The 23,373-nt window shown below is 44.3% G+C and carries 20 protein-coding genes; 5 read left to right on the top strand and 15 right to left on the bottom strand.

Features of this window, described 5'->3' with window-relative positions:
* Positions 1 to 42: 42 nt before the first annotated feature.
* The 10 genes from G636_RS0101640 to pseG all read right to left on the bottom strand — a co-directional run bounded on the left by G636_RS0101640 (position 43) and on the right by pseG (position 11,146).
* Positions 43 to 1,215, bottom strand: a complete 1,173-nt coding sequence (locus G636_RS0101640) for a SpoIIE family protein phosphatase (protein WP_026506602.1) — start codon at positions 1,213 to 1,215, stop codon at positions 43 to 45.
* Positions 1,208 to 2,884: a [Fe-Fe] hydrogenase large subunit C-terminal domain-containing protein gene (locus G636_RS0101645; protein WP_026506603.1), complete on the bottom strand. Its 1,677-nt coding sequence runs from the start codon at positions 2,882 to 2,884 to the stop codon at positions 1,208 to 1,210. Before G636_RS0101645 ends, G636_RS0101640 begins: the two co-directional genes overlap by 8 nt.
* 8 nt (positions 2,885 to 2,892) lie before the next feature.
* The gene (locus G636_RS0101650) at positions 2,893 to 3,132 is read right to left on the bottom strand and encodes a (2Fe-2S) ferredoxin domain-containing protein (protein ID WP_026506604.1); all 240 of its coding nucleotides are present in this window, start codon (positions 3,130 to 3,132) and stop codon (positions 2,893 to 2,895) included.
* Positions 3,133 to 3,379: 247 nt separating this feature from the next.
* Positions 3,380 to 4,513 (bottom strand): aldo/keto reductase, encoded by a 1,134-nt coding sequence (locus G636_RS0101655; RefSeq protein WP_035778507.1) that lies wholly within the window; start codon positions 4,511 to 4,513, stop codon positions 3,380 to 3,382.
* Positions 4,514 to 4,610: 97 nt separating this feature from the next.
* Positions 4,611 to 5,522 (bottom strand): ABC transporter ATP-binding protein, encoded by a 912-nt coding sequence (locus G636_RS0101660; protein WP_330363876.1) that lies wholly within the window; start codon positions 5,520 to 5,522, stop codon positions 4,611 to 4,613.
* A 60-nt stretch (positions 5,523 to 5,582) separates the two neighbouring features.
* Positions 5,583 to 6,626 carry a FecCD family ABC transporter permease gene (locus tag G636_RS16840; RefSeq protein ID WP_035778509.1) on the bottom strand — a complete coding sequence of 348 codons (1,044 nt, stop codon included), beginning with the start codon at positions 6,624 to 6,626 and terminating at the stop codon, positions 5,583 to 5,585.
* 22 nt (positions 6,627 to 6,648) lie between these two features.
* The gene (locus tag G636_RS0101670) at positions 6,649 to 7,668 is read right to left on the bottom strand and encodes a FecCD family ABC transporter permease (RefSeq protein WP_026506607.1); all 1,020 of its coding nucleotides are present in this window, start codon (positions 7,666 to 7,668) and stop codon (positions 6,649 to 6,651) included.
* Between the two features lie 97 nt (positions 7,669 to 7,765).
* Positions 7,766 to 8,905, bottom strand: coding sequence for an iron-siderophore ABC transporter substrate-binding protein (locus tag G636_RS0101675; RefSeq protein ID WP_081668219.1), 1,140 nt, complete (start codon positions 8,903 to 8,905; stop codon positions 7,766 to 7,768).
* 421 nt (positions 8,906 to 9,326) lie between these two features.
* Complete coding sequence (locus G636_RS0101680) at positions 9,327 to 10,130, bottom strand: HAD family hydrolase (protein ID WP_026506609.1); 804 nt, start codon at positions 10,128 to 10,130, stop codon at positions 9,327 to 9,329.
* Positions 10,127 to 11,146: a UDP-2,4-diacetamido-2,4,6-trideoxy-beta-L-altropyranose hydrolase gene (gene pseG / locus G636_RS0101685; protein ID WP_026506610.1), complete on the bottom strand. Its 1,020-nt coding sequence runs from the start codon at positions 11,144 to 11,146 to the stop codon at positions 10,127 to 10,129. Before pseG ends, G636_RS0101680 begins: the two co-directional genes overlap by 4 nt.
* A gap of 396 nt (positions 11,147 to 11,542) precedes the next feature.
* Between pseG and G636_RS16845 the strand changes: the two genes are divergently transcribed.
* On the top strand, positions 11,543 to 12,937 hold the full coding sequence (locus G636_RS16845; RefSeq protein WP_081668220.1) for an MFS transporter: 1,395 nt from the start codon (positions 11,543 to 11,545) through the stop codon (positions 12,935 to 12,937).
* Between the two features lie 14 nt (positions 12,938 to 12,951).
* Here the strand turns inward: G636_RS16845 and G636_RS0101695 are convergent, their stop codons facing one another.
* Both G636_RS0101695 and pseI read right to left on the bottom strand, forming a co-directional pair.
* The gene (locus tag G636_RS0101695; RefSeq protein WP_196803005.1) at positions 12,952 to 15,387 is read right to left on the bottom strand and encodes a hypothetical protein; all 2,436 of its coding nucleotides are present in this window, start codon (positions 15,385 to 15,387) and stop codon (positions 12,952 to 12,954) included.
* Between the two features lie 70 nt (positions 15,388 to 15,457).
* Positions 15,458 to 16,504 (bottom strand): pseudaminic acid synthase, encoded by a 1,047-nt coding sequence (gene pseI / locus G636_RS0101700; RefSeq protein ID WP_026506612.1) that lies wholly within the window; start codon positions 16,502 to 16,504, stop codon positions 15,458 to 15,460.
* Positions 16,505 to 16,638: 134 nt separating this feature from the next.
* Here pseI and G636_RS0101705 point away from each other — a divergent pair, with 134 nt between their 5' ends.
* The 4 genes from G636_RS0101705 (at position 16,639) to G636_RS0101720 (ending at position 20,694) form a co-directional block, all read left to right on the top strand.
* A complete protein-coding gene (locus G636_RS0101705) occupies positions 16,639 to 17,595 on the top strand; it encodes an AEC family transporter (protein WP_026506613.1) in 957 nt (318 codons plus the stop codon).
* 142 nt (positions 17,596 to 17,737) lie between these two features.
* On the top strand, positions 17,738 to 18,781 hold the full coding sequence (locus G636_RS0101710; RefSeq protein ID WP_026506614.1) for an ABC transporter substrate-binding protein: 1,044 nt from the start codon (positions 17,738 to 17,740) through the stop codon (positions 18,779 to 18,781).
* 137 nt (positions 18,782 to 18,918) lie between these two features.
* Positions 18,919 to 19,878: an ABC transporter permease gene (locus G636_RS0101715; protein WP_155832288.1), complete on the top strand. Its 960-nt coding sequence runs from the start codon at positions 18,919 to 18,921 to the stop codon at positions 19,876 to 19,878.
* Between the two features lie 15 nt (positions 19,879 to 19,893).
* Positions 19,894 to 20,694 (top strand): ABC transporter ATP-binding protein, encoded by an 801-nt coding sequence (locus tag G636_RS0101720; RefSeq protein WP_026506616.1) that lies wholly within the window; start codon positions 19,894 to 19,896, stop codon positions 20,692 to 20,694.
* A 245-nt stretch (positions 20,695 to 20,939) separates the two neighbouring features.
* Here G636_RS0101720 and G636_RS0101725 read toward each other — a convergent pair whose 3' ends face one another.
* The 3 genes from G636_RS0101725 to G636_RS0101735 all read right to left on the bottom strand — a co-directional run bounded on the left by G636_RS0101725 (position 20,940) and on the right by G636_RS0101735 (position 23,163).
* A complete protein-coding gene (locus tag G636_RS0101725) occupies positions 20,940 to 21,389 on the bottom strand; it encodes an Hsp20/alpha crystallin family protein (protein ID WP_026506617.1) in 450 nt (149 codons plus the stop codon).
* A gap of 284 nt (positions 21,390 to 21,673) precedes the next feature.
* Positions 21,674 to 22,948 (bottom strand): type II toxin-antitoxin system HipA family toxin, encoded by a 1,275-nt coding sequence (locus G636_RS0101730; RefSeq protein WP_026506618.1) that lies wholly within the window; start codon positions 22,946 to 22,948, stop codon positions 21,674 to 21,676.
* Complete coding sequence (locus tag G636_RS0101735; RefSeq protein ID WP_026506619.1) at positions 22,945 to 23,163, bottom strand: helix-turn-helix domain-containing protein; 219 nt, start codon at positions 23,161 to 23,163, stop codon at positions 22,945 to 22,947. The genes G636_RS0101730 and G636_RS0101735 overlap by 4 nt, the downstream gene beginning before the upstream one ends.
* Positions 23,164 to 23,373 lie beyond the last annotated feature (210 nt).

Below are 23,373 nucleotides of genomic sequence, written 5' to 3' on the forward strand. Positions count from 1 at the left end.
ATTATCGTATAGTATCAAAATAGTAATGTCAAATATAAATACTTAGAAATAAATAGTCTGTACCCTCTTTCCCATTTCTTTGAGGTACTTTGACAGCTCCTCTACCAGGTTCATCTTGATAGAGAAATTAATGGGCAGATCAGGGTTCTGATGAGCAGGATTGATGGCTCTTCCAACGAAGAAGTTGATATCAGTGGCTTCTTCAAAGAGGATCCTGCATATCAGAGAAGCGCCGTCAGTGCTACAGGCCCAGTCCTCGTATTTCTCATTAAGATTCACATAATCCCCAGCATATTCCACCACCCTGTTCATGGTGATGACGCCTTCGGTTACCAGGTCTACGCCGTCTATCTCGGCAATGGGCGGGATATCGCTGTTGCCATAGTCAAGCTTTGGCACCAGGGGCCTTTTTAAAAAGCCGGCAACAATAGACGCAGTGGTACCGCCGCTTACTATATGTTTGCCCTTCTTTGAGAAAAAGAGATTCATCATCCTGTTACAATCGTCCTTGTTGCTGGGAGGACCAAAGAGGATGTTAACCGGCTCGCGCTTTATGACCTTGACCACACAGGCAGTTGCATCATCACCCGGTTCTTCGCCGTATAGCTTATTCACCTCATCTATGAGCATGGTGGCCAGAGTCTTGGCAGTGAATTTGCCATTTGACATCATCTTCATATAATCAGCTATATCATCCATCTGCCAGCCAAAGTTGTATTTATTGCCAATCCCCGCATGAGGGCAGCCATCACTGACAGCCAGGATCAGATCTCCCTCCTCTATACGGATATTGGTCTTGTATACCCTCTTACCCTCCATGTTCATCTCGATCCTGGGATAATCCATGATCTCGCCATCTCTGATATATATTACCATAGGATTATCATATTGCATGATCTCAACATTTCTATTTTCGATGATCCTGATAATGGTAAAAGTGGAATAAGCCACATCCCTCTCTGAACAGACAGGAAGTGTGGCAGTAATGGTGGAGACGCAGTCCTCTATGGACATACCTTCAGCCATCATAGTGGATATGATCCTGGAAGTGAGGGTAGAGAGGATGCTGGCTTTGACACCGCTCCCAAGTCCATCTGCCAGTACTATTACTCTGGACTCATCACCCTGTTCCACGATCTCCACATGATCACCGCAGAGGGTCTCACCTACATGATTGATACTTCTGTAACCGATATCTGCATACAGATCATTCATCCGATATTGACTCCTTTAGCTTGGACAGTGCTATCTTGGTCTCTGCCGCAGTTTCACCCAGCAGATATGCTATCTCCTGTACGATACGCATCTGCTTGTCTACCACTTTATCAGCTACTTCTACAGTCTCGCGGCTGATCTCCTCTTTCCTTAGATGCTCTTTTTCTTCCTTGGTCACATCAGTAATAATACAGATCAGCATCTTGCTGTCCTGATCCTGAACTATGGTCTCCTCAACATATTTGCCGTATTCAGCCAGATATGTCCTTTCAGAGAAATGTATCTTGTCATCTGTCTGCACCTTAAAGAAAGGCGTAGGATCCAGAACCCTGACAATAGGTTCGCCTATGATATCGCTGGCATAGGGTATATTCAGGATCTTGCAGGCAGACTGGTTGATCTGCTGCACTTCCAATGTGTCATTTAGTACTATCAGGCCGTTTGGCGTATTCTTTACTATGGTATCAGAGAAGCTCTCTGCCTTGTCCTTGAGGAATGGCAGGCACATGGAAATATCAGCTTTACCCTGATATATGGCAATAGCCTTTTCGCGGCAGGTATTATATCCGCAGGAGCCGCAATTGAGCTCGTCCGAAGGCTTGTTCTTGCCCATCTTCTTTAGGATATCCGCTATCTCAAAGTCATTTGGCATTTCTGCTGTCTGTCTGATAGGCAGCATCTCTTTTCTCACTTCACTGATAGCTGTATGAGGTACGTCAAAATCATCTCTGCCTGCATACATGGTCACTGCGCGATAATCACTGATGGGATTCCTGCGGTTCTTCTCCATCACAGGTCCGTTGATACAGCTTCCTGCGCAGGAAGACATTTCAATAAAGCACTTGTGAACTTTGCCCTCCTGGATATCCTTAAGAGCAGCGATACAGTTCTCTACTCCGTCGATAGCAAGATATGTATAATCAGGAGCAGTCTTTTCCATGGTGTTTAGGATACCGCCTGATGTAGGAAACAGCCTTGCACGGCTCTCCTTCTCGCTATCCATCTCAGGCTCAAGTTCTATCCCTTCAGCCTTCAGCCAGCCTGTCAGCTCCTCAAAGGTCAGCACCACATCCACATATCCGCCATAGCTGGCAGCCTCGTCCTTTTTGGATACGCAAGGTCCAATAAAGACAGTCTTGACAGACGGGTCTTCTTTTTTGATCAGCATGGAATGAGCCTGCATGGGAGACAGTACATCAGCCAGATATGGCAGGCAATCAGGATAATACTTCTGTATCAGGAGATTTACAGAGTGACAGCAGGAGGATATCACTATATCCCTATCCTCTTCCACGAGGATCCTGTCATACTCTTTCTTGACAACAGTTGCTCCAACGGAGGTCTCTGATGCATCAGCAAAGCCCAGCTTCATCAGAGCCTTTCTCAGGGATGCAATACCGCAGCCCGGATAGTTGGCTATAAAGGAAGGTGCCACACTGGCGATCACGCGCTCGCCGCCCCTTATCAGAGTCTGGACCTTTTCTGTGTCATCCACTATCCTCTTGGCATTCTGAGGACATACCACAAAGCATGTACCGCAGAGGATACATTCATTGTCAATGATATGTGCTTGATTGGCTGAGAACCTGATGGATTTCACAGGACAGCTTCTGATACATTTATAGCAGTTCTTACAATTGGACTTCTTAAGCGTCAGACAACTGGACATATTCCCTCCTAACATTTGGCCCTGATCTCTTTTTCAAAGAATAGCGCTGCATTTTCAGGTGATACCGAATGGAAGACATCATCAACCATTACGCTCACGCCCTCCTTGCAGTGTCCCAGACACAGAGTGCCACTAAGCTCCACTTTATTCTCCAGACCGTTATCCTTTATAAGCTGCTGAAGGCTCTCCACCACAGCCTTTGAACCCTTGATATGACAAGAGGATCCTATACATATTGTTACTTTCATATTAAATTGCCCCCGATCAGACTGTTAAAGTTTTGACATGCCTGACCATTCTAACATATTTTGGTGTACAGGGGTACACTTCTGCTGTGAGCGCATAAATGGATTACTGTGAAAAATAACCGCTTCTATGAACTATATCGTCAAAAAGATTATTATTGCTTACTCCAAAGGTGCCCACGCACTCACCATAAAAAATCGCCCCCAGCCATGCCGGAAGCGATTTTTTAATATGCACTTCTATGTCGTATTAGAACATAACTTCCGCGATTTCCTGAAGCTTCTCGATAATGCCTATCCTCTGAGGACATGCGCCTTCGCACTGACCACAGCTTATGCAATCTGAAGCCTTGCCTGCTCCGGATACAGCTTCAGCATAGGCAGCCTTGGCTTCATCCAGCTTGTTCCTATCAGAGAGATATCTGTTATATGCCTTAAAGATATCAGGGATCGGGATCTGCATGGGACAACCCTTGGTGCAGTAGCGGCATGCTGTACAAGGTACAAAATCTGTTGCACCCAGTATCTTTCTGACCTTCTCAATGATTTCCATCTCAGCATCATCAAGGGGCTTGAATCCCTTCATGTATGAGAGGTTATCCTGCATCTGTTCCAAATTGGACATACCAGAGAGTACAGTAAGGGTACCCTTCTGTGAAGCTGCGAATCTTACAGCCCAGGAGGCAATAGAGCTCTCCGGAGCATGATCCTTCATGAGCTTCTGAGCATCAGAGGGAAGATTTACCAGGTTGCCGCCCTTTACAGGCTCCATGATGGTAAAAGGTACGCCATGGGCATTGGCTATCTCAATATTCTTCCTTGCTGCTACGCTGGGATTATCCATATCAGCATAGTTGATCTGCAGCTGGATAAAATCCACGTCAGGATGCTCTGTGAGAAGCTTTTCAAGGAGCTCAGGTGAACCATGGAAAGAGAAGCCGTAGTGTCTGATCTTGCCCTCGGCCTTCAGCTCTTTGACATATTCCCAGATATGATACTCTTCATATTTCTGATAGTTATTATCCTGAAGAGCATGAAGCAGATAGAAATCAAAATATCCTGCTCCTGTCCTTGCAAGAGAGGTATTGAACTGCTCTTTGGCCGAAGCTTCATCATGAGCTACCATAGCATTGAGCTTGGTTGTCAAATAAAAGGAATCTCTGGGATGTCTCTTAACCAGAGCCTCCCCGGCAGCCAGCTCGCTTCTGCCATCGTCATATACATATGCTGTGTCAAAATATTTCATTCCTGCTTCCAAAAACAGATCTACCATCTTGGAAGTCTGCTCAATATCAATTGTCTTGCCATCTTCAAGCTTTGGAAGCCTCATGAGACCAAAGCCCAGCTTTGGCATTGCATCTACAAAACTATTATCCAGCGCCATACTCATCCTCCTTCAGAGCATTAATTAGCTGATCACATATATGATAACTATAATTTCCTACACTGGATAATTGTAACACAAAAAAGGCTGCTAATGCTTAGAACCTGCTCACAGGTACTATGAAAGGAGAACCGGATACCGGGTCGCTTGTGACCACGCAGTCCAGCTTAAATACCTCTTTTATAAGCTCAGCATTTATCACTTCCTCTGGAGATCCCTCAGAAATAAGCTTTCCTTCTTTAAGGGCAAAGAGATGATCTGCATAACGCGCTGAAAGATTGATATCATGAAGGACCATTACGATAGTAGTGCCCTTTTTGATATTAAGCTCTTTTAACAGGTCCAGGATCTGGATCTGATAAGTGATATCAAGATAAGTAGTAGGCTCATCCAAAAAGAGGATATCCGTCCTCTGGGCAAGAGCCATAGCTATCCATACTCTCTGCCTCTGACCGCCGGAGAGCTCATCCACATTTCTGTCTGCAAACTCCGTAACACCCATGAGCTCCATGGCTTCGTCCACGGCCTCATAGTCTTCCTTTTGCATCCCCTTAAAGGCTTCAAGATAAGGATACCTTCCTCTGGCTACAAGGTCAGCTACCTTGATGCCTTCGGGAACTGTAGGTGACTGAGGAAGCAGTCCTATAACTCTTGCCAGTTCCTTGCCCGGCATGCATTTATAGTTTTTGCCATCCAGATATACTCCGCCGTCCATAGGAGATATGAGCCTGCAAAAGGACTTTAGAAGCGTACTCTTGCCGCAGCCATTGGGGCCAAGGATCACACTGATCTTATGAGCAGGGATCTGAAGGTTCATATTCTCCAGGATCGCCTTATGATCATAGCCTGCTTTCAGGCTTCTGGCATCAAGATAATGATCTCTTCCATAGGAAGATGACTTATCTGCTGCAGGCTCTTTGCCCGGCATTCCTTTAGCGGTCATATTCTTTTCTATATCAGTATTTATATCTCTTTTAACATCCATTCTCATAACCAATCCGATATCCATATTTTTAGCTCTGTTGCCGCAAGGCTCTATCAGCTCACCGGCAGAATACATATCATTTGATCAGCGTCCTTTGCTCATCTTCACCAGAAGATATATGAGATAAGGCGCTCCTATGATGCCTGTGATCACCCCCGCAGGATACCTGGTCTCAAAGGCAAACTGACCTATCAGGTCGCTGACCAGTACCAGTACTACACCCACAAGACCTGACGGGATGATGCCAACGCCTCCTGTCTTTAACAGCCTGCTGCTGATAGGACCTGCCATAAATGCAACAAAGGACAGGGGGCCTGTCACCGCAGTAGCAGCTGCGCAGAGCATTACAGCAGACATGATAAGGAGGAACCTGGATATGCCCGGATCAGCTCCCAGGGTAACAGGAAGCTCCTCTCCCAGCTCCAGTATCTGCAGCCTTCTGGACATGCACAATATGACAATCATGAAGAAGAAGACCAGGGCTGCCAGGACTGCTGCGTCCTTCATCTTGCTGCCATTAAGGCTTCCGGACAGCCACCTGAGAGCTTCAGCAACGTCATAATCCGAGGACTTTAATATAATATAATTGATCATGGCCTGGAGCATAGCCTGAGCGCCTATTCCTGTAAGGATCATCCTCTTAACTGCCGCTCTTCCCCTGCCGGATATAAATATGATCCCAAGGGCTGTGAACACTGCACCTGCCATTGCTATAACTGATACCAATGGCCCGTCAAGGCCCAGCATCATGATAGAGAATACCGCACCGGCTCCTGCTCCTGAACTGATCCCCATTACATCAGGACTGGCAAGGGGATTACGCATTATCTTCTGGAAGGTATTGCCGGCCACTCCAAAAGCCAGACCTGCAAGGCTGCCTGTGATCAGCCTGGGAAGGCGCAATGTCCTGATAGCATAGCTGGCACCTTTGACTTTATCCCCTGAGAGCACCTTGATTACTGTAAACGGCGAATAGTTCCTGTCTCCTATCATAAGAAGAAGTGCCCATAATAGCATTACCAGGATAGCGAGTATAGCTATGACCAGATATTCTTTTTGTTTATTTTTGCAGCGGCATCTATATGCATAACCGCCTGTATCCGTTGTTTTTTCTCTAACTCTATGCATCTTTGTTACCAAAATATGATGATCAATTGCTCATTCTGCTGTGCCTTATGATCATGATGAATACAGGTGCTCCTATAAAGGCTGTTACAATGCCCACCTCCATCTCGGAGGGCCTTGCTATCACTCGTCCTACAATATCTGCAATGAGCAGCAGGCAGGCGCCATATACAGCAGACAGCGGGATCAGCTTTTTCATATCACTTCCGCAAAAAATCCTGACCATATGAGGTACCATGAGACCCACAAATCCAATAGGCCCTGTCACTGATGTGACAGCTCCGCATAATAAGACTGCGCAGAGGGAGGCAAGGATCCTGGTCCTTTTGACATTTACCCCAAGTCCTGTTGCCAGTTCATCTCCAAGAGCAAGTACATTTAAAGATGGTATGAGCAGCAGAGCCATGCATAGTCCTATAAAAAGCAAAGGAGCCACAAGCCCCACACTCTGCCAGGACCCGCCGCCTATACTGCCTGTCTGCCAGAATCTGAATACCTGCATAACATTGGTCCTGGGCAGCATCACAGTACTGATCAGACTGGAGCAGGCTATGCTCACACATGCTCCCGCAAGAGCAAGCCGTATAGGATCAGATGAAGACGACACCCCTGCAGATGCTATCTCAGTTATGCCAAATACTATAAATGCAGCTATCATGGCACCCAGCAGGGCAAAAAAGATATATTGACCGGGCCTTGATATACCAAGAAAGGCAATGGCAGATACCACAGCAAGGGAAGCTCCGGTATTTACTCCCAGTATGGAAGGGTCTGCTATGGGATTACGTGTCACAGACTGCATAAGACTGCCTGAGATTCCAAGCGCAGCTCCTGAGAGGAGGCCTATCACTGTCCTTAATAACCTCTTTTGAAGGATAGGCATATATAAGGGATCTGCATCTCCTCCGGATATCACCGTTATGAGATCCCGAAGGGGTATATATCTGGAGCCTACCATAATAGAGAAAATTAGCGCTATGACCAGAATAACAGCCCCGAGGGCTGTTATTAATGGTGTTTCTATATTTCTTTTTTTAGACTTCACTTACGTTCTTTATCCTCAAAGTTATGACAAATACCAGATATTATCGCATACAGCTATTAATCATCCTGATCAAGACAACTTTTGAACCAAAAGCATATTATTCAGCTGCAGCTACAGCTGTGTTTATCTTCTCCAGATACTCGTCAATAGTAGCAGGAATGGAAAGAGGTGTAGGTGTGCAGGAAGCTGCGATAAGCTCTGAATTATTGGAGAGGAATACTACTGAGCCTCTCTCAACAGCAGGGATCCTGCTCATAAGTGGGTCTGCCCTGAGCACATCAAGTGTATCCTCTTCGCCCCACGCAACCAGTACGTCCAGATCATCCAATACGTCAATATTCTCAGCACTTACAGTCATAAAGAAGAAGGAGCCATCATCCAGATCTCTGATATTATCAGGGAGCTCAAGCCCCAAATCCTCAAGATAAGCAGCTCTGGGATCCTTGGGCATATATACATAGAACGAACCAAGGTTACTGGTGTCAAAATAGCAATATGCTCCGGTCTTGCCCTCTATGTCAGGATAAGCAGCTTTCTTGCTGTCGATCATAGCTTCAAGATCTTCTACCAGCTTATCAGCTTCTGCTTCCAGGCCAAGGGCTCTGCCGCCCTCTCTGGTCATATCCTGCCAGCTTGTAGCCCATGCCTCCTTGCTGTAAGGAACTGTTGGAGCTATCTCTGACAATGCCTCATAATCCTCCTGGCTGATACCTGAGTATACTGCAAGGATCAGATCAGGCTCTGCATTGTTGATAGCTTCCAGATCAAGACCGTCTGTATCATCCATTACATTAGCTTCTGTAACGCCAAGCTCTGCAAAAGCATTGTTGGTCCAGCTAAAGAGTCCATTATCTTCAGTAAGACCGTAAGTAGCCTTGGACACACCCACAGGTGCAACTCCAAGAGCAAGAGGCACATCAAGATTGCCCCAACCAATGGTCACTACCTTACGAGGCTCCTCTTCTATTACTGTCTCGCCAAGGGCATGAGACACAGTTATAGGAAACGTTCCCTGCTCATCAGCACTATCATCCCCTGCTGCAGTTTCTTCTGAACCAGTCTCACCATCATCACTTGCAAGCTCTTCTACGCTATCAGATGTTCTTTCTTCTATTACAGCTGAAGATGATTCCATATCTTCTGCCGGCTCAGCTGCTGAAGAACACGCAGTCAGGGCCGCAGCCAGGATAGTTGTTATCACCGCCAGGGATAAAGTCTTGTTTGTAAATCTTCTCATTATGATCCTCCACCAAATAAAAGCAAATAATTAATTAATGTGAACGTTAGTTGTTAATATCTATTCTACATTAGTTATACCTAACTCACATTAAAAGAATCTATCACAGCAAATCTTTTCAGTCAAGTGTAAATATATAAAATAATCAAGATAACCCACCACCTTTAGGTGGTGGGAGTATCTTGATTACGGGTGCGGGGTTATAATCCCCGTACCCGTAGAACTGCGTCAGCAGTGATTTTATAACGAGCAAAAAGCGAAGCGTTTGCGAGTTTACCTAAAAAAACAGCCAACATGGCTGTTTTTTTAGGTAGGGATATATGCAGAAGCCATCAAATGAGGTAGGTGTCAAAAGTTCCTTTTGACACCTTATGACTAACGGATTGTTCCGTTTCTTCGAAACTCTCACAATCCTACGTCATCAAATGCTTATTTGATCAAAATCCTGTATATATGGAATCTCCTTCACTGAATCAGCTGATTTCTCACCAGGATCAGGATTCCATCCTGTTATTTGGTCAAGATCAAACATGCTTCCTCTAAACTCAGTTAAACGATATCCTTTATTTTCTGCCAGTTTCGCTGCTGCATTTAATTTATCAGAAGACAGGTTACCTGTATAGAACAGGGCTCTCATACCGCATTCCATGGAAGCAAGAACGTCAAGACGCAGATTATCGCCGATCATAAGACTAGTTGATGCATCTGCAGCATCAAAGCCCAGGATGTACTCAAAGAACTGCCTCTGAGGCTTCTCAAATACCGCCTCTTCACTGGTGACCAGAGAATCAAAATAGTCTGAAAGTCCCAGGACCCTTATCTTCTCAAACTGCACATAAGAGGTCATATTGGTGGCAAGGCCTATATGGTAGCCATTTTCATGAAGAGATTTTAGAAGGGTATCTATACCATGGCCTGGACTTATGCTGTCTATCAGTGTCTTCCAGTAAAGATGGCCCAGTTCCCCCGCTCCGGGTATCACCTTCTGCCCCAGCTCTTCTAATATCAGCTTATACCTGATAGTCCTGGAATGCATGCCTGAATTGGGATAGGGAGCTTCCTTCTCCTGCCTGTACATGTATTCATTATATTTATCTACCCAGTACTCTTTTGATGCTCCATATTTCTCAGAAGCATATCCGGCTACTGTATTCACCGCCAGGTCAGAAGCAGTATCAAAATCATATAGTGTATTATCAAGATCAAAATAAATATTCTTTATCATAATATCGCTCTTGCTATCCTCTCACTACCCTTGCCGTCCACATACTTTTGCATTTTCATGCTCAGCTTTTTTCTAAGTAAGACATCCTCGGACAGGCCCCGGATCATCTTGAGGAGACCTTCGGCAAAAGCCCCCGGATCATTCCTGCAGTCTCCTGCATAGAGCATGATATCCTTCTTTTGAAACTCCATGGCATTGATCTTCTGATTGTCAGCAAGGATATATGTAATAGTGGGAGTACCACAGCTGCAGAGTTCGTACAGGGTGCTGCCTGCTGCAGATACTGCTATATCTGCCTTTTTCATAAGAGACGGCATATCACTGACCCCTGTTAGGATCTCTATATTATCACAGCTGCGGCTGTATTCCTCCAATAGCTCCAGATCGGGATTATAAGCTCCTGCCAGTATCATGAACTTAGTCCCCGGCATATAGTCTTTTTTCTCACTGATAGCCTTTACCAGGAGACCTGCAGTTCCCAAAGGGTCTCCGCCTCCTGTAGATATCAGCACTTTACCCGCTCTAAAGCTTATCTCCTTTGGCGGCATCCCTGCAAACTCACTTCTAAGAGGGGCATAAGTCGGTCCCAGAAGGGCAGAGCCATTTGGCTTTAAGAGGAAAGTCACATCCTTCTTTTCAGCACCAACAGCATAATCCACCAGCATGTCACAGGCTTCCCTGAAGGGATAGTTGTATTCCATTACGCAGAGCCTGACTATAGAAGCCATTTTCTTCACATATTCTTTGTCTGCATAATAATGGTCCAGTATCAGCATATCAGGCGAGTCCTTTACCAGCAGCTCCTTCATTCGATCTTCCTCTATGCTCAGATCATCCCATTTACTATCAAGGCAGATCATTTCGTACTTGCCTGCTACGAGCCTTTCGCTGTCATGATCAGCAGTGACAAACTTAACTTTCTCTCCTTTTGCAGATAGTGCTCCTGCAATGGACAGACATCTCATGATGTGACCACTCCCGAGAGTCTTATTGGCATCTGCTCTGATATATATCATCTCAACCTCCGTGACAGCATTATTAACAGGCTATCAATAACTAATGATCAAGAAAGTATGATAGTATGATATCATAATGAGGTAGATGTCAAAAGTTCCTTTTGACACCTTATGACTAACGGATTGTTCCGTTTCTTCGAAACTCTCACAATCCTAAAACATTCGCAAATCCGCACTACGTGCTACTTTGCTCATGTTTTGCGGGTCATAAATTCATATTCGATTTCGAGCAAGCTCGAATCGAAATGACTTTTGACCCTTACGTCATCATAATATCATATTAATAGATTATCGTCTTAATGATATTGTAGCTGATAAAGGCATAAACTACTGCAGCTGCGCCTGATGAATACTTGATAACCAGCCGGCAATGACTGTTATGGGGGGGAGAAAATCATGCAGGGAACTGATGAAAGACTGAAATTCAGAAGCGGTCAGACTGTCAGGATCGGCTTCGCCTTTTTATCTATATGCGCCTTCTGGCAATTGTACAATACTGTAATACCACTTATCCTGACCAATACTTTCCATATCAATGAGACCTTCAGCGGTGTGATCATGGCCATGGATAATATCCTGGGTATCTTTCTGCTCCCCTTCTTTGGTTCACTATCTGATAAGACAAAGACTGCCATCGGACGCAGAAAACCCTATATTCTGTTTGGCACCATCTCTGCGGTGATACTGATGCTCCTGATACCTGTACTTGATGATCGTTATGCCGCATCTCCCTCAAGGAGTACCCTGATCGCATTTATAGCCCTTCTGGGCGTCCTGCTTTTGGTCATGGGCGTATATCGTTCACCCGCAGTAGCTCTGATGCCTGATTGCACCCCAAAGAGTCTCAGGAGTCAGGGTAATGCAGTGATCAATCTCATGGGCGCCATTGGCGGCATCATATATCTGATCATCTCTTCTGTCCTCTATTCCAAATCAAGGACAGAAGGCCTTAGCCATGTAGACTACGGCCTGATATTTGTGATAGTGGCTGTGATCATGGTACTATCACTTCTTATCATCATGCTCACTGTAGATGAGATCAGGCTGAGTAAGGAAGCAGAGGAGATAGAACAATTATTTGAAGAGAAGCTGTTAAATCCGGAAAATACTAATGCTATCAGCGATAATTCATCCGGAAGCATTGCATCTTCTGACACAGCAAAGGCTGGCTCAGCTGTTCCGGATGATAACGCAGGTAATGACAACTCCGACAGTGTTAGAAAATCCCTTGTTTTCTTATTGATCTCTGTATCACTTTGGTTCATCTCCTACAACGGCATCGAGACATGGTTTACCACCTATGCCAATCATATGTGGAAAATGAGCCTTGGCCAGGCAAATCTCTGCCTCACCATAGCCACTGCGGGAGCTATAGTATCCTACATTCCCATTGGCAATCTGGCAGCCAGATTCGGCAGAAAAGCCGTTATTAATTTTGGAATACTGGATATGACGGGATGCTTTCTCTTTTGCTTTGTATATACCTATCTGGTAGGCAGCTTTAGCCCCGTCCTCTTTGCCCTCTTTGTACTCATAGGCGTAGGATGGGCATCCATCAATGTCAATTCTCTGCCCATGGTGGTAGAGATGTGCAGCGAGCAGGATATCGGTAAGTTCACAGGCTACTACTACACCTTCTCTATGGCCGCGCAGATAGCCACTCCTATAGCCGCAGGCTTTCTCATGAATAGACTGGGCTATAACACACTCTTCCCCTACTGCACCATCTTTATGTTTGCTGCTTACATCACCATGAAAATGGTCAGACACGGAGACGTGAAGCTGGGATAAACAGATATTTCATTTCAATATACATATTCACTGATACCATCAAAAATATCTGCTGCAGGCACGCCTCCTATGCTATCCGGAGCTGAATAGGAATCGGGGTAGACTCTCACAATATCCCCGTCATCAAATAAGAGATCCAGGTAAGCTCCAAGATCAGGCACTATCCTGTATACATAGCAGATATCCCCCTTCACAGCCGTCTTTGTATTACCGGTAAAATAGTCTCCGTTTTCATCCAGAAGGTCCGCTTCCAGATCCCTTTTTAATGTCAGTCTGTTGACCGCCGTCGGGATGTAATAGGGCGTATCTGCTATAGGTTCATAAGCCGAATAAGCACTATAGGTCCTGTATGCATAGACAGCATCAATGCAATAGGGAGTGCTGCCAAGGATCATATAATAGGGATCACACAAGAGGCTGTTCTTGCCGCTGTTCTCACCCTCAAAAGGGAAGAAAGCCATATCACTGACATTGGAATAAGAATCACCAAAAGCCACTACCTCATTGACCTCAGCTCCCGTCAGGTCAAAAATAGCAAGTCTGTCCTCTCCTGCGCCATAGTTTCCAAATAGGTATAGCTTATAGGAAGAGTCAGCTGCTATAAGATAAGCCTGTCTCAAGAAATAATCATTGCCTTCTTCAAAGGTCTGTATCTTTCTGCTGCGGCCATCTATATTAACGGCGATTTCCCTGCAGCAGCCATCCTCTCTTTGGACCAGAGACAAGGATATGAGCTCTGAGTCACTGTCGTTGTCAAGATCAGCCAGTATACCCTCCCCTGCTTCTATCGGGCTGATATAATCAGCCGCGCTTCTACTGTACTGAGGCTTTATAGCAGACCCTGCTTCATCAAATGACAGCATTATAGGATAACTATTCTGCACTCCCCTTAGATAAAGTGTCACACCGCCATTATCCAGTGACCAGGGAATACCTGTGAGATCCGTAAGCGAAGTATCTATCAGAGACGATATCTGCTTTGCTGAAGGTGACGATCCGTAATGAGTATCCACGCTATTTTTTACAGCTTTGATAAACTCATCTTCATCAGCAATGATATCTGTCAGTGCCAGTTGCTGCCCACTTGCCGCATCAAAGGTCACGCCATATTCCATCATTGATGTCAGCTCATAATACTCGCTGTACTTTTGGATCATCTTGATAGAAAAGGCCAGTTCATCTCCCCTTGTCACCACAGCTTCAGTAGTCCTGTCAGCAAGCTTGTAAGCCTTGTTGCCAAGCTCCTCATACTCGCGCTCTTTTGTCTTAAAAAATTTGTCCTTCTGATAATCATGGCTGGCACTATAATCCCTAAAATACTCATCCAGAGCCTCGCTAAGCTTTGGAAATGAATCATAGTCCTTGTCAGATAATGTTACTACGGGGTAAGAATAATAGGCCAGAAAATCCTCATCTTTGGAAAAGAGTCTGTCCTCTTTGACCTCCAGATAAGGATGAAGATACAGATTGGAGCCGCCATAATAACCGGCATCTGTAAATTCCACTACGTCACCGGAAGGATACAATCCTCCTGTAAGAAGGTCATAATCTTCCTCGCTGATATACTCAGCTCCCCGTCCCTGCATCTCCTTTATAAAGGCGTCTTCCATGGCAGCCACATCACCATCTTCTGCCCTCTGACCGGCGCAAAAGCTGGTCTTACCATTTATAGTCACCGTGCTGACCATGATCTCTGAATCGTCAGTGATAGTATGCTCCACTTCTGATGTATCAGCCCCGGGAATATAATAAGGCATAGAGTTTGCAAAGCTTCCCCAGAAGGTATTCATATCAGCAGTTTCCACAACAGTTCCATCAGCCTGCACCTGATATATACTGCTGCCATGCGCTCCCGCGCCATTACTGCCGCTTATAACAATAGAGCCGTCCTTGTAAAGCGCAGCATCAGATCTGTAGCCATATTCATAGCTGTAATTAATACTAAGCGGAGCACCACCGCTCTTATTCTCGTAGTTAATAAAAAAGACGCTGGATAAAAATGAAGGATCATTGCTTTCAAATAGCAGTACCAGAGTGCTATTCCCGTCCGAGTCAAAATCCTCTATAGAATACTTTACAGTGCTGCCGGTCATATTGTACTCAGCAGCTGCTGCTCTTAATCTGTCAAGATTGTAGATACCCTCCGGAAAGCCCCCATAACCGTCCTCATCAGGAATAAAGAAAGCTCCGGTCTCAGCTTCAAGCCTTCCTTCAAGGAAAGCCATATAAGCAGACTCTGCATCCGCAAAGGACACAGGAGCTATTTCATCAGCTTCATCATTTTCAGACTCATTTATTATCATCTCTTCTTCTGATGAGTCTTCATTTGACGAAAGCTCTTCTGATGATGATTTGTCATCTACATCATTGACTTTTGTTTCGTTATCATCGAAAACTTTGTCAGATTGGTCTGTGACTTTTTTACATCCATCAAGATTTATAATAATCATCAATCCTAGCAATGTAAGTGACAAAAAACGCTTCTTCATCCTAGTCCTTTCATTCAAACAAAAAAACAATTCATGAGTTGTTTGCGAACATCCCAAAATCCAGTGGTGTTCCCCTCTTGATATCCACCAGAGCCTTACTTCCAAGCAGTATATCATAATACTTTGGAGGCAGGCCATAACCGGGACGGATACTCCTGACATTTTCCCTGGTCAGGGTCTCGCCCGCCTTGATATCCTTTACTGCAAACAGGGACCTTCTAAAGGCAAGGCTCTCCATTTCCTGCTTGCTTGGGCCATAGCTTACTCTGCCCAGTGCCTTCTCAGCCTGTCGCACATCACTTACCATCTGGGCAAACTCTGTAGGATTCATGGAAAAGGCACTATCAGGAGTCTCAATCTCCCTTCCCAGGCAGAAATGCTTCTCTATTATACTGCCGCCCAATGCCACAGCTGTCACAGGTCCTATGGAACCCATGGAATGATCGGACAATCCCACAGGCACCGAGAACACTTCCGCCATATTGGCCATAGTCCTGAGATTCATCTCGTCGGTAATAGCAGGATATGCGCTGGCACAGCGAAGGAGGGCTATATTGTCATTGCCCTGGCTCCTTACAGCATTCACTGCCTCCTCTATCTCGCCTATAGTAGCCATGCCGGTACTCATGATCATGGGCTTACCTGTTCTGGCCACATACTTGAGGAGGGGTATATCCACCAGTTCAAAGGAAGCTATCTTATAAAAGGTCACTCCCAGGTCTTCCAAAAAGTCTACCGAGCTAAAATCAAAGGGTGTGGAAAAGAAATCTATTCCCACTTTGGCAGCTTCGTCCATTATAGCCTTGTGCCACTCCCAAGGGGTAGTAGCTTTTTCATACAAATGATATAGATTCTCGCCGTTCCAGCTCTTCCCTTTTATATAAAAATAATCATTATCACAATCAATGGTCAGCGTATCGGGGGTATATGTCTGGATCTTGATACAATCGGCTCCTGCACGTGCTGCTTCATCCACTATCTTAAGAGCCAGATCAAGCCTGCCGGCATGATTGCCGGACATCTCTGCTATGATATAAGCACTGTTTCCGGGGCCTATCTCCCTGTTATTTATCTTCATGCAAACTCCTTCCCATTTATCTATCTGCAGTTTTTTTGATTTTAAACCTATACTACATCTTATCACACTAAAGTCTTAAAAAGTGATATCATATTCGCGAATGAAATACTTACTCAAATAAAGGATAGCAGACCATGAATTCACATTTACTCTTCGCACTTAATACCACGCTCCCTATGTTCTTTCTCATGATGCTTGGATATCACCTCAAGCACAAAGGCAAGATTTCTGATTCATTCTTAAAGGATGCCAATAAACTGGTCTTTAAAGTAGCGCTCCCCGTACAACTCTTTAACAGCATGTCCACCTGTAATATCAGAGCCAATTTCGATGGCAGATATATACTCTTCTGCGCTATTTTCACACTGATCAGTATAATAGTTCTCTGGGTATCTGCAAGGATCTTTCTTAAGGACAAGACTCTCGTAGGAGAATTCGTCCAGGCTTCCTACAGGTCATCTGCAGCAATCCTAGGCGCAGCATATATAGAACTGATCTACGGACATGCTACGGCAGCAGGTCTTATGATCATAGGCGCAGTGCCTATTTATAATATCTTTGCAGTGACCATACTCATGTTGGAATCTCCCGCTCGTACAGGCCAGATGGATTATAAGAATACTATCAAAACTACTATTATTAATATAGCAAAGAATCCTATAATAATAGGCATCTTTCTTGGTAGTATATGGGACCTGTCAGGCCTGTCCATGCCTGATGTATTCGCATCCACTCTTTCCTATGTGGCCAAGCTCACCACACCCCTTGCTCTTATATGTATAGGTGGAGGACTTAATCTGCAGCTTCGTGGCAGCAACCTAAGGACAGCTCTGTCTGCCACCTTTGTAAAGCTCATGCTCCTGCCAATGCTGGGCATGCCCATGGCTATCCTTATGGGATTTAGAGAAGAAAAGCTCCTGTCCGTACTTATCATGCTGGGTAGTATCACTACGCCCACAGCTTATATCATGGCCAAGGAGACAGGTCATGAAGGTTCCCTTACCGCAGCTATCTGCGCACTTACCACCCTGATCTGCTCATTCACACTTACCTTCTGGCTCTTTGTGATAAAGAGCATGGGGTATATATAAGACATTCTTGACTTTTTTTCACATTAAAACCTTGCGTTTTTATCCTTCGAAGTATAAAATAAAAAAATGATTTTAACAACCAAAAGCGTTAAAGCGTTGAAGTGCAAAAAATGATATTGTATCTTCAACTAAGGAGGAGAATATGAAAAAGATATCACTTATGAAGAAGCTGGCTGCTGTCAGCATGTCAGCTGCCCTTGCTGCGTCACTTGCAGCATGTACCCCCACTCCTGCTGCACAGCAGCAGAGCTCCAATGAAACTGCTAACGAGGCTACTGATGATGCTGCTACGCCTTCTACAGATAAGAAATATACCGTAGGTATCTGCCAGCTGGTTCAGCATGAGGCTCTGGACGCTGCTACCACTGGTTTTAAGGATGTACTCCTTGATGAATTCGGAGAGAATGTATCCTTTGATGAACAGAATGCAGCAGGCGACAGCGCACAGTGCGTTACTATCTGCACAGGCTTTGCAGCTAATGGCGTAGACCTGATCCTGGGCAATGCCACACCCGCTCTTCAGGCTGCTGCATCTTCCACTTCTGAGATCCCTGTACTTGGTACTTCCATCACAGAGTACGGCGTTGCCCTTTCAATTGATGATTTCTCAGGCACAGTAGGCGGCAATATTTCCGGTACATCAGACCTTGCTCCTCTTGATCAGCAGGCTGATATGATCACTGAGCTTGTCCCTGATGCACAGAATGTGGGCATACTCTACTGCTCAGCTGAGGCCAATTCTGTATATCAGTCCAATACAGTACAGTCCGCTCTTGAAGCTAAAGGCCTGAATGTTACTGTATATACCTTCTCTGATTCCAATGACGTAGCTTCCGTTACAGAGAGCGCATGCTCAGAGAATGATGTTCTCTATATCCCTACTGATAACACCGCTGCTTCATGTACTGAAGCCATCAACAATGTAGCACTTCCTGCAGGCGTGCCCATCGTATGCGGCGAGGAAGGCCTGTGCAAAGGCTGCGGTATCGCTACTCTGTCCATCGACTATTACGAACTGGGACGTACTACAGGAGCTATGGCTGTTAAGATCCTGAAGGGAGAGTCAAATATCTCCGACATGCCTGTTGAGTATTACACAAATCCTGTAAAGAAATACAATGCAGACATCTGTTCTCAGCTGGGCATCAAAGTTCCTGAAGGCTATGAAGCTATCAGCAACGACTGATCAATTGATCCCCGGATTATTAAATCATTGGGTCATTTGAACTTTATCCATTAGCAATTGATCTTTTGACTTTTATAGATGATCGAAGTTTTTTCGATCATCTATATGTTTTTTATTCTATCGTTTAGAGGTTTTATATGGCACTGATATCTTACTTTGAATCATTGACTTTATCAGGATTCCTTAACTGTTTCCCCAGCGGAGCCGCTCAGGGTCTTATCTGGGGCATAATGGCTCTTGGTGTTTATATCACCTTCAGGATCCTCAATATCGCAGACCTTTCTGTTGACGGTACTTTTACAACAGGAGGCGCTATAGCTGTCATGATGATCATGGCTGGCTTCAATCCTTTCGTTGCTTGTATTTCAGCAACTCTTGCAGGTATGCTGGCAGGCTTTGTAACAGGTCTCTTGCATACCATGTTTGGTATCCCCGCTATTCTTGCAGGAATCCTCACCCAGTATGCTCTCTGGTCCATCAATCTGGCCATCATGGGCATGAAGGCAAATCAGGCTATCAGCGTAGACAGATTCCAGCTGATACTCTCTTCCAGGTATGTCAATCTGGCACTTGGAACAGGCCTTGTGATCACTATGATACTTATCGCACTGCTCTATCTCTACTTTGGTACTGAGCAGGGTTCGGCTATCAGAGCTACAGGCTGCAATGCCCAGATGGCCAAAGCCAATGGCATCAGCATTAACAAAATGACAGTACTGGGCCTTTCTCTTTCCAATGGTATAGTAGCCTTCTCCGGCAGCCTTATGGCTCAGTTCCAGGGCTACGCTGATATCAATATGGGCAGAGGCTCCATCGTCATCGGTCTGGCCGCTGTTATCATCGGTGAAGTCCTTGGTGATGCCTTATTTGGCAAAAAGATGAACTTTGCACTCAGACTCACCTTTATTGCATCCGGCGGCGTTATCTATTACATCCTTGTTAAACTGGTATTGTGGCTCAAGCTTGATACTAACTATCTCAAGCTCCTTACAGCTGTAATTGTAGCTATCTTCCTTGCTGTGCCCTATATACAGAACCAGCGCAGAGCTTCCTTCAAAAAAGCAGGCAAAAACGCGCAGAAAGTCAGGGAGGGCTGAGAAATGGCAGAGAAAATGCTTGAATTACAGAATGTATGCAAAACTTTTAATCCCGGAACCATCAATGAAAAGGTAGCCTTAAACGGCCTGAACCTCACTCTTAATGCCGGAGATTTCGTGACAGTGATCGGAGGCAACGGTGCAGGTAAATCAACCATGCTCAATGCCGTAGCCGGTGTATGGCCCATAGATGAGGGCAAAATCACTATAGGAGGAGTCGATGTAACAGGACTTCCTGATTATAAGAGAGCCAGCCTTATAGGCAGAGTCTTTCAGGACCCTATGACCGGAACAGCTGCAACCATGCAGATAGAGGAAAATCTCGCACTTGCTTACAGAAGAGGCAAGCCCCGTCTTCCCTTCAAGACACAGATCTCCAAAGCTGAGCGAGAGATGTACAAAGAAAGACTCTCTATCCTGGACCTGGGTCTGGAAGACAGACTTACTGCCAAGGTAGGTCTCCTCTCCGGTGGCCAGAGACAGGCTCTGACCCTTCTCATGGCCACGCTCCAGACTCCCAAGATACTGCTCCTTGATGAGCATACTGCAGCTCTTGATCCCAAGACTGCCGAAAAGGTATTAAATGCAACCGAAAAGGTCGTATCAAAGGCAGGGCTCACCACCATGATGATCACTCACAACATGCGCGATGCAATAGCTCATGGCAACAGACTCATCATGATGAGCGAAGGCCGTATCATCCTGGATATCAGCGGCGAAGAAAAAAAGAACCTGACCGTTGAGACTCTTCTTCACAAGTTTGAGGAAGTATCCGGCGAAGAGTTCGACAACGACCAGGCGCTATTATCAAAATAATAGCAGATGATTCAAAAAGCTATTGTACCAAAAAGTGACTGGTACAATAGCTTTTTTATTACTATTTGTTAAAACAAGTTAAACTCGCAAACGCTTCGCTTTTTGCTCGTTATAAAATCACTGCTGACGCAGTTCTACGGGTACGGGGCTTATAACCCCGCACCCGTAATCAAGATATTCCCACCACCTAAAGGTGGTGGGTTATCTTGATTATTTTATATATTCAATCAGTTCCCTGATAACAGTCAATGAACTTCAATCTTAAGTGGCTCCTGACTCTTCTCTTCGATCTCTTTCTTAGGGATGGTAACAGTCAATACGCCGTTATCATAGCTTGCATTAATATCTTCAGGTCTCATATCATCACCAACAGTGAAGCTCCTCTGATAAGACATCTCTCTGCGCTCACGGCGTACATATTTGCCTTCCTTATTTTTCTCATCCTTGTTTTCCTTGTGGCTAGCACTGATTGTCAGTACTCCGTTTTTCAGATCCACACCGATGTCTTCCTTGTTAAAGCCGGGCAGATCAGCTTCAAGAGTATAATCGTGCTCGTTCTCTATAACATCAGTCTTCATACCGCTGCTTTGAGTAAGATCATTGGTCAGGAATCTCTCAGCAGCCCTATTCCAGTTTTCAAATGGATCCCAAAAATCACTATCACAATCATTTGACCAAAGCATAGGCATCAACATAACAAACACTTCCTTTCATTGTTTCTTACCTTGCAGATGCTTTTATAAGGCAGCTGCAGCTACTATTGTTGTTTTGTTACCGCTTTAGAGATTTATTTCTTCTTTTCTCATCTCTTGTATATGTTATAGCACAGCTATAACAGTCATTCAATTATCTAACGGTTAAGAAACAATGATATAAGTATTATCTGATTATAAAGAAATTAATAAGAATCCCCCGTGTAACAGTAATCAAACAAATATCTTTAGCACATATTTTTACCCAATATAATCTAACGCATATTCTATAGAATTTTTTTTCTGGCCAACAGTATCCTATCTCCAATTACCATAGCATTCTCAAAACCAATGGAAGCCAGTTCTCTCGATGATTCCAATATAGCCTTCTCAAAATTGCCTAATACTTCTTCATACACCCGTATAGCAATCCTCTGACCTATTCCTACTTGTGAAGCCAATATTTTAAAATCATCTATCTGTATGTCATCCAAAAATCTCTTTCCACCAATTCCAAAAGCCATTTCTCTTGTTGTAGCTTCATATATTACGGTACTGATCATATCATATGCTGGAGCCAACCTCTTTTTCATAAGATCTTCACTATATAATAAAGAATAGTTCTTTATATGAGCGTCAGTATTCCCCAGAACAAAATTGAACACAATCCGTCTCCATAACTTTATCTGGTCTTCCAAAGGTATTGCTGAATACTTACGGATAATATCAAACATCTTAACGGCATAGTCATCTCCAATTTTTTCATATTTATTTGTTGATGAAATGCCCATAGCCTGGGCAAAATCCTCCTGATGAAGCCTAAAAGGACGTTTTAGTCCGTTAATAGTTTCCGAGTTTTCCCTAATTATTCTGTCATATCTCTTCGTTGCAAATAGAACTTCAGAGTCTATTCCTTTTCCAAGATTAATGATAAAACTCTCCGGTATTTCTATACCGCTTTTAGCAGCAGCCATCATTGATATTTGCTCATTTGTCACAATCCCATCAAGGCGAATATGACTCTGTTTTACAATATGTGTACTCGGAGCAATTCCTCTTGGAAGGAACCATTTATTGTTCTGCTCATCGTAGTATAAACCAACTTTTCCTGATGCGCCTGTTAACGACAGGTGCGTCTTTATCACCAACTCTGAAGATTTGCTTGCTCCTTCGGATGCCAGTTCTTTGACCTGTTTAGATGATATAGCATCGTAGCCATGTGTTTCTTTGCTTCCTTTTTCATCGATCCTAATTGCGCCAAGGCATTCTTTTCCCAAATGATGTAATATAGACAAATAATCACCTTCGTCAAAATGCATGTTACTTGCAATGGCTTTTCTCATAAAACCTTCAGGAAGTAATCCATCAAAATAAGCTTTTGTTCTTTGAGGAGAAAAAGATATTTCTCGAAGTGGCATAGAAACCGATATTGCCTGTGAACTGCTTTGTGATAAATATTCCGGTGCATAACAAAAACTTGCATCCTCAAATGAATTTCCTTCAATATTCCCTACAAGCACCTGCTCACCACTTATTTCCAAAAATACATCATACTTCTTCATTTGCCACCTCTTACATTGATTTCAATATCTAGGCCAAGCATATTTGCAAGATATATTGCTTTCCCAAGCTCAGCCGTACTTTTGCCATTCTCGAGGTCGGAAATAAAACTCACACTAAAACCGGTGTACTCTGAAATATAGCTCTGAGTATACCCAAGTTCTTTTCTGCGCCTTTTTATAGCATCACCAAATAAATATGTATCTGTTATAAACATATATACTCTCTCCTTATTATGGATTTGTATAGTATAGCAAATGTATCGCTTAGCCGTACGGCTTCGAACCATAAATATACAATAGTTTTAGCCGTACGGCTAAACTCTTATAAGAATAATATAAACTTAGCCGTACGGCTAAGTCAATCATTTACCAAAAATAAATAGTCTTGTGGTCACGGAATTATTTATGTATTATTGCTATTAGCG

This window comes from Butyrivibrio sp. MC2013, assembly GCF_000424585.1.
GTDB lineage: Bacteria > Bacillota > Clostridia > Lachnospirales > Lachnospiraceae > Butyrivibrio.

Coding starts and splice junctions, on each gene's coding strand:
- G636_RS0101640 (WP_026506602.1), bottom strand. CDS start 1,215: ATGAATGATCTGTATGCAGATATCGGTTACAGAAGTATCAATCATGTA.
- G636_RS0101645 (WP_026506603.1), bottom strand. CDS start 2,884: ATGTCCAGTTGTCTGACGCTTAAGAAGTCCAATTGTAAGAACTGCTAT.
- G636_RS0101650 (WP_026506604.1), bottom strand. CDS start 3,132: ATGAAAGTAACAATATGTATAGGATCCTCTTGTCATATCAAGGGTTCA.
- G636_RS0101655 (WP_035778507.1), bottom strand. CDS start 4,513: ATGGCGCTGGATAATAGTTTTGTAGATGCAATGCCAAAGCTGGGCTTT.
- G636_RS0101660 (WP_330363876.1), bottom strand. CDS start 5,522: ATGGATATCGGATTGGTTATGAGAATGGATGTTAAAAGAGATATAAAT.
- G636_RS16840 (WP_035778509.1), bottom strand. CDS start 6,626: ATGCATAGAGTTAGAGAAAAAACAACGGATACAGGCGGTTATGCATAT.
- G636_RS0101675 (WP_081668219.1), bottom strand. CDS start 8,905: ATGAGAAGATTTACAAACAAGACTTTATCCCTGGCGGTGATAACAACT.
- G636_RS0101680 (WP_026506609.1), bottom strand. CDS start 10,130: ATGATAAAGAATATTTATTTTGATCTTGATAATACACTATATGATTTT.
- pseG (WP_026506610.1), bottom strand. CDS start 11,146: ATGATATATATCAGAGCAGATGCCAATAAGACTCTCGGGAGTGGTCAC.
- G636_RS16845 (WP_081668220.1), top strand. CDS start 11,543: ATGCAGGGAACTGATGAAAGACTGAAATTCAGAAGCGGTCAGACTGTC.
- G636_RS0101695 (WP_196803005.1), bottom strand. CDS start 15,387: ATGATTATTATAAATCTTGATGGATGTAAAAAAGTCACAGACCAATCT.
- pseI (WP_026506612.1), bottom strand. CDS start 16,504: ATGAAGATAAATAACAGGGAGATAGGCCCCGGAAACAGTGCTTATATC.
- G636_RS0101705 (WP_026506613.1), top strand. CDS start 16,639: ATGAATTCACATTTACTCTTCGCACTTAATACCACGCTCCCTATGTTC.
- G636_RS0101710 (WP_026506614.1), top strand. CDS start 17,738: ATGAAAAAGATATCACTTATGAAGAAGCTGGCTGCTGTCAGCATGTCA.
- G636_RS0101715 (WP_155832288.1), top strand. CDS start 18,919: ATGGCACTGATATCTTACTTTGAATCATTGACTTTATCAGGATTCCTT.
- G636_RS0101720 (WP_026506616.1), top strand. CDS start 19,894: ATGCTTGAATTACAGAATGTATGCAAAACTTTTAATCCCGGAACCATC.
- G636_RS0101725 (WP_026506617.1), bottom strand. CDS start 21,389: ATGTTGATGCCTATGCTTTGGTCAAATGATTGTGATAGTGATTTTTGG.
- G636_RS0101730 (WP_026506618.1), bottom strand. CDS start 22,948: ATGAAGAAGTATGATGTATTTTTGGAAATAAGTGGTGAGCAGGTGCTT.
- G636_RS0101735 (WP_026506619.1), bottom strand. CDS start 23,163: ATGTTTATAACAGATACATATTTATTTGGTGATGCTATAAAAAGGCGC.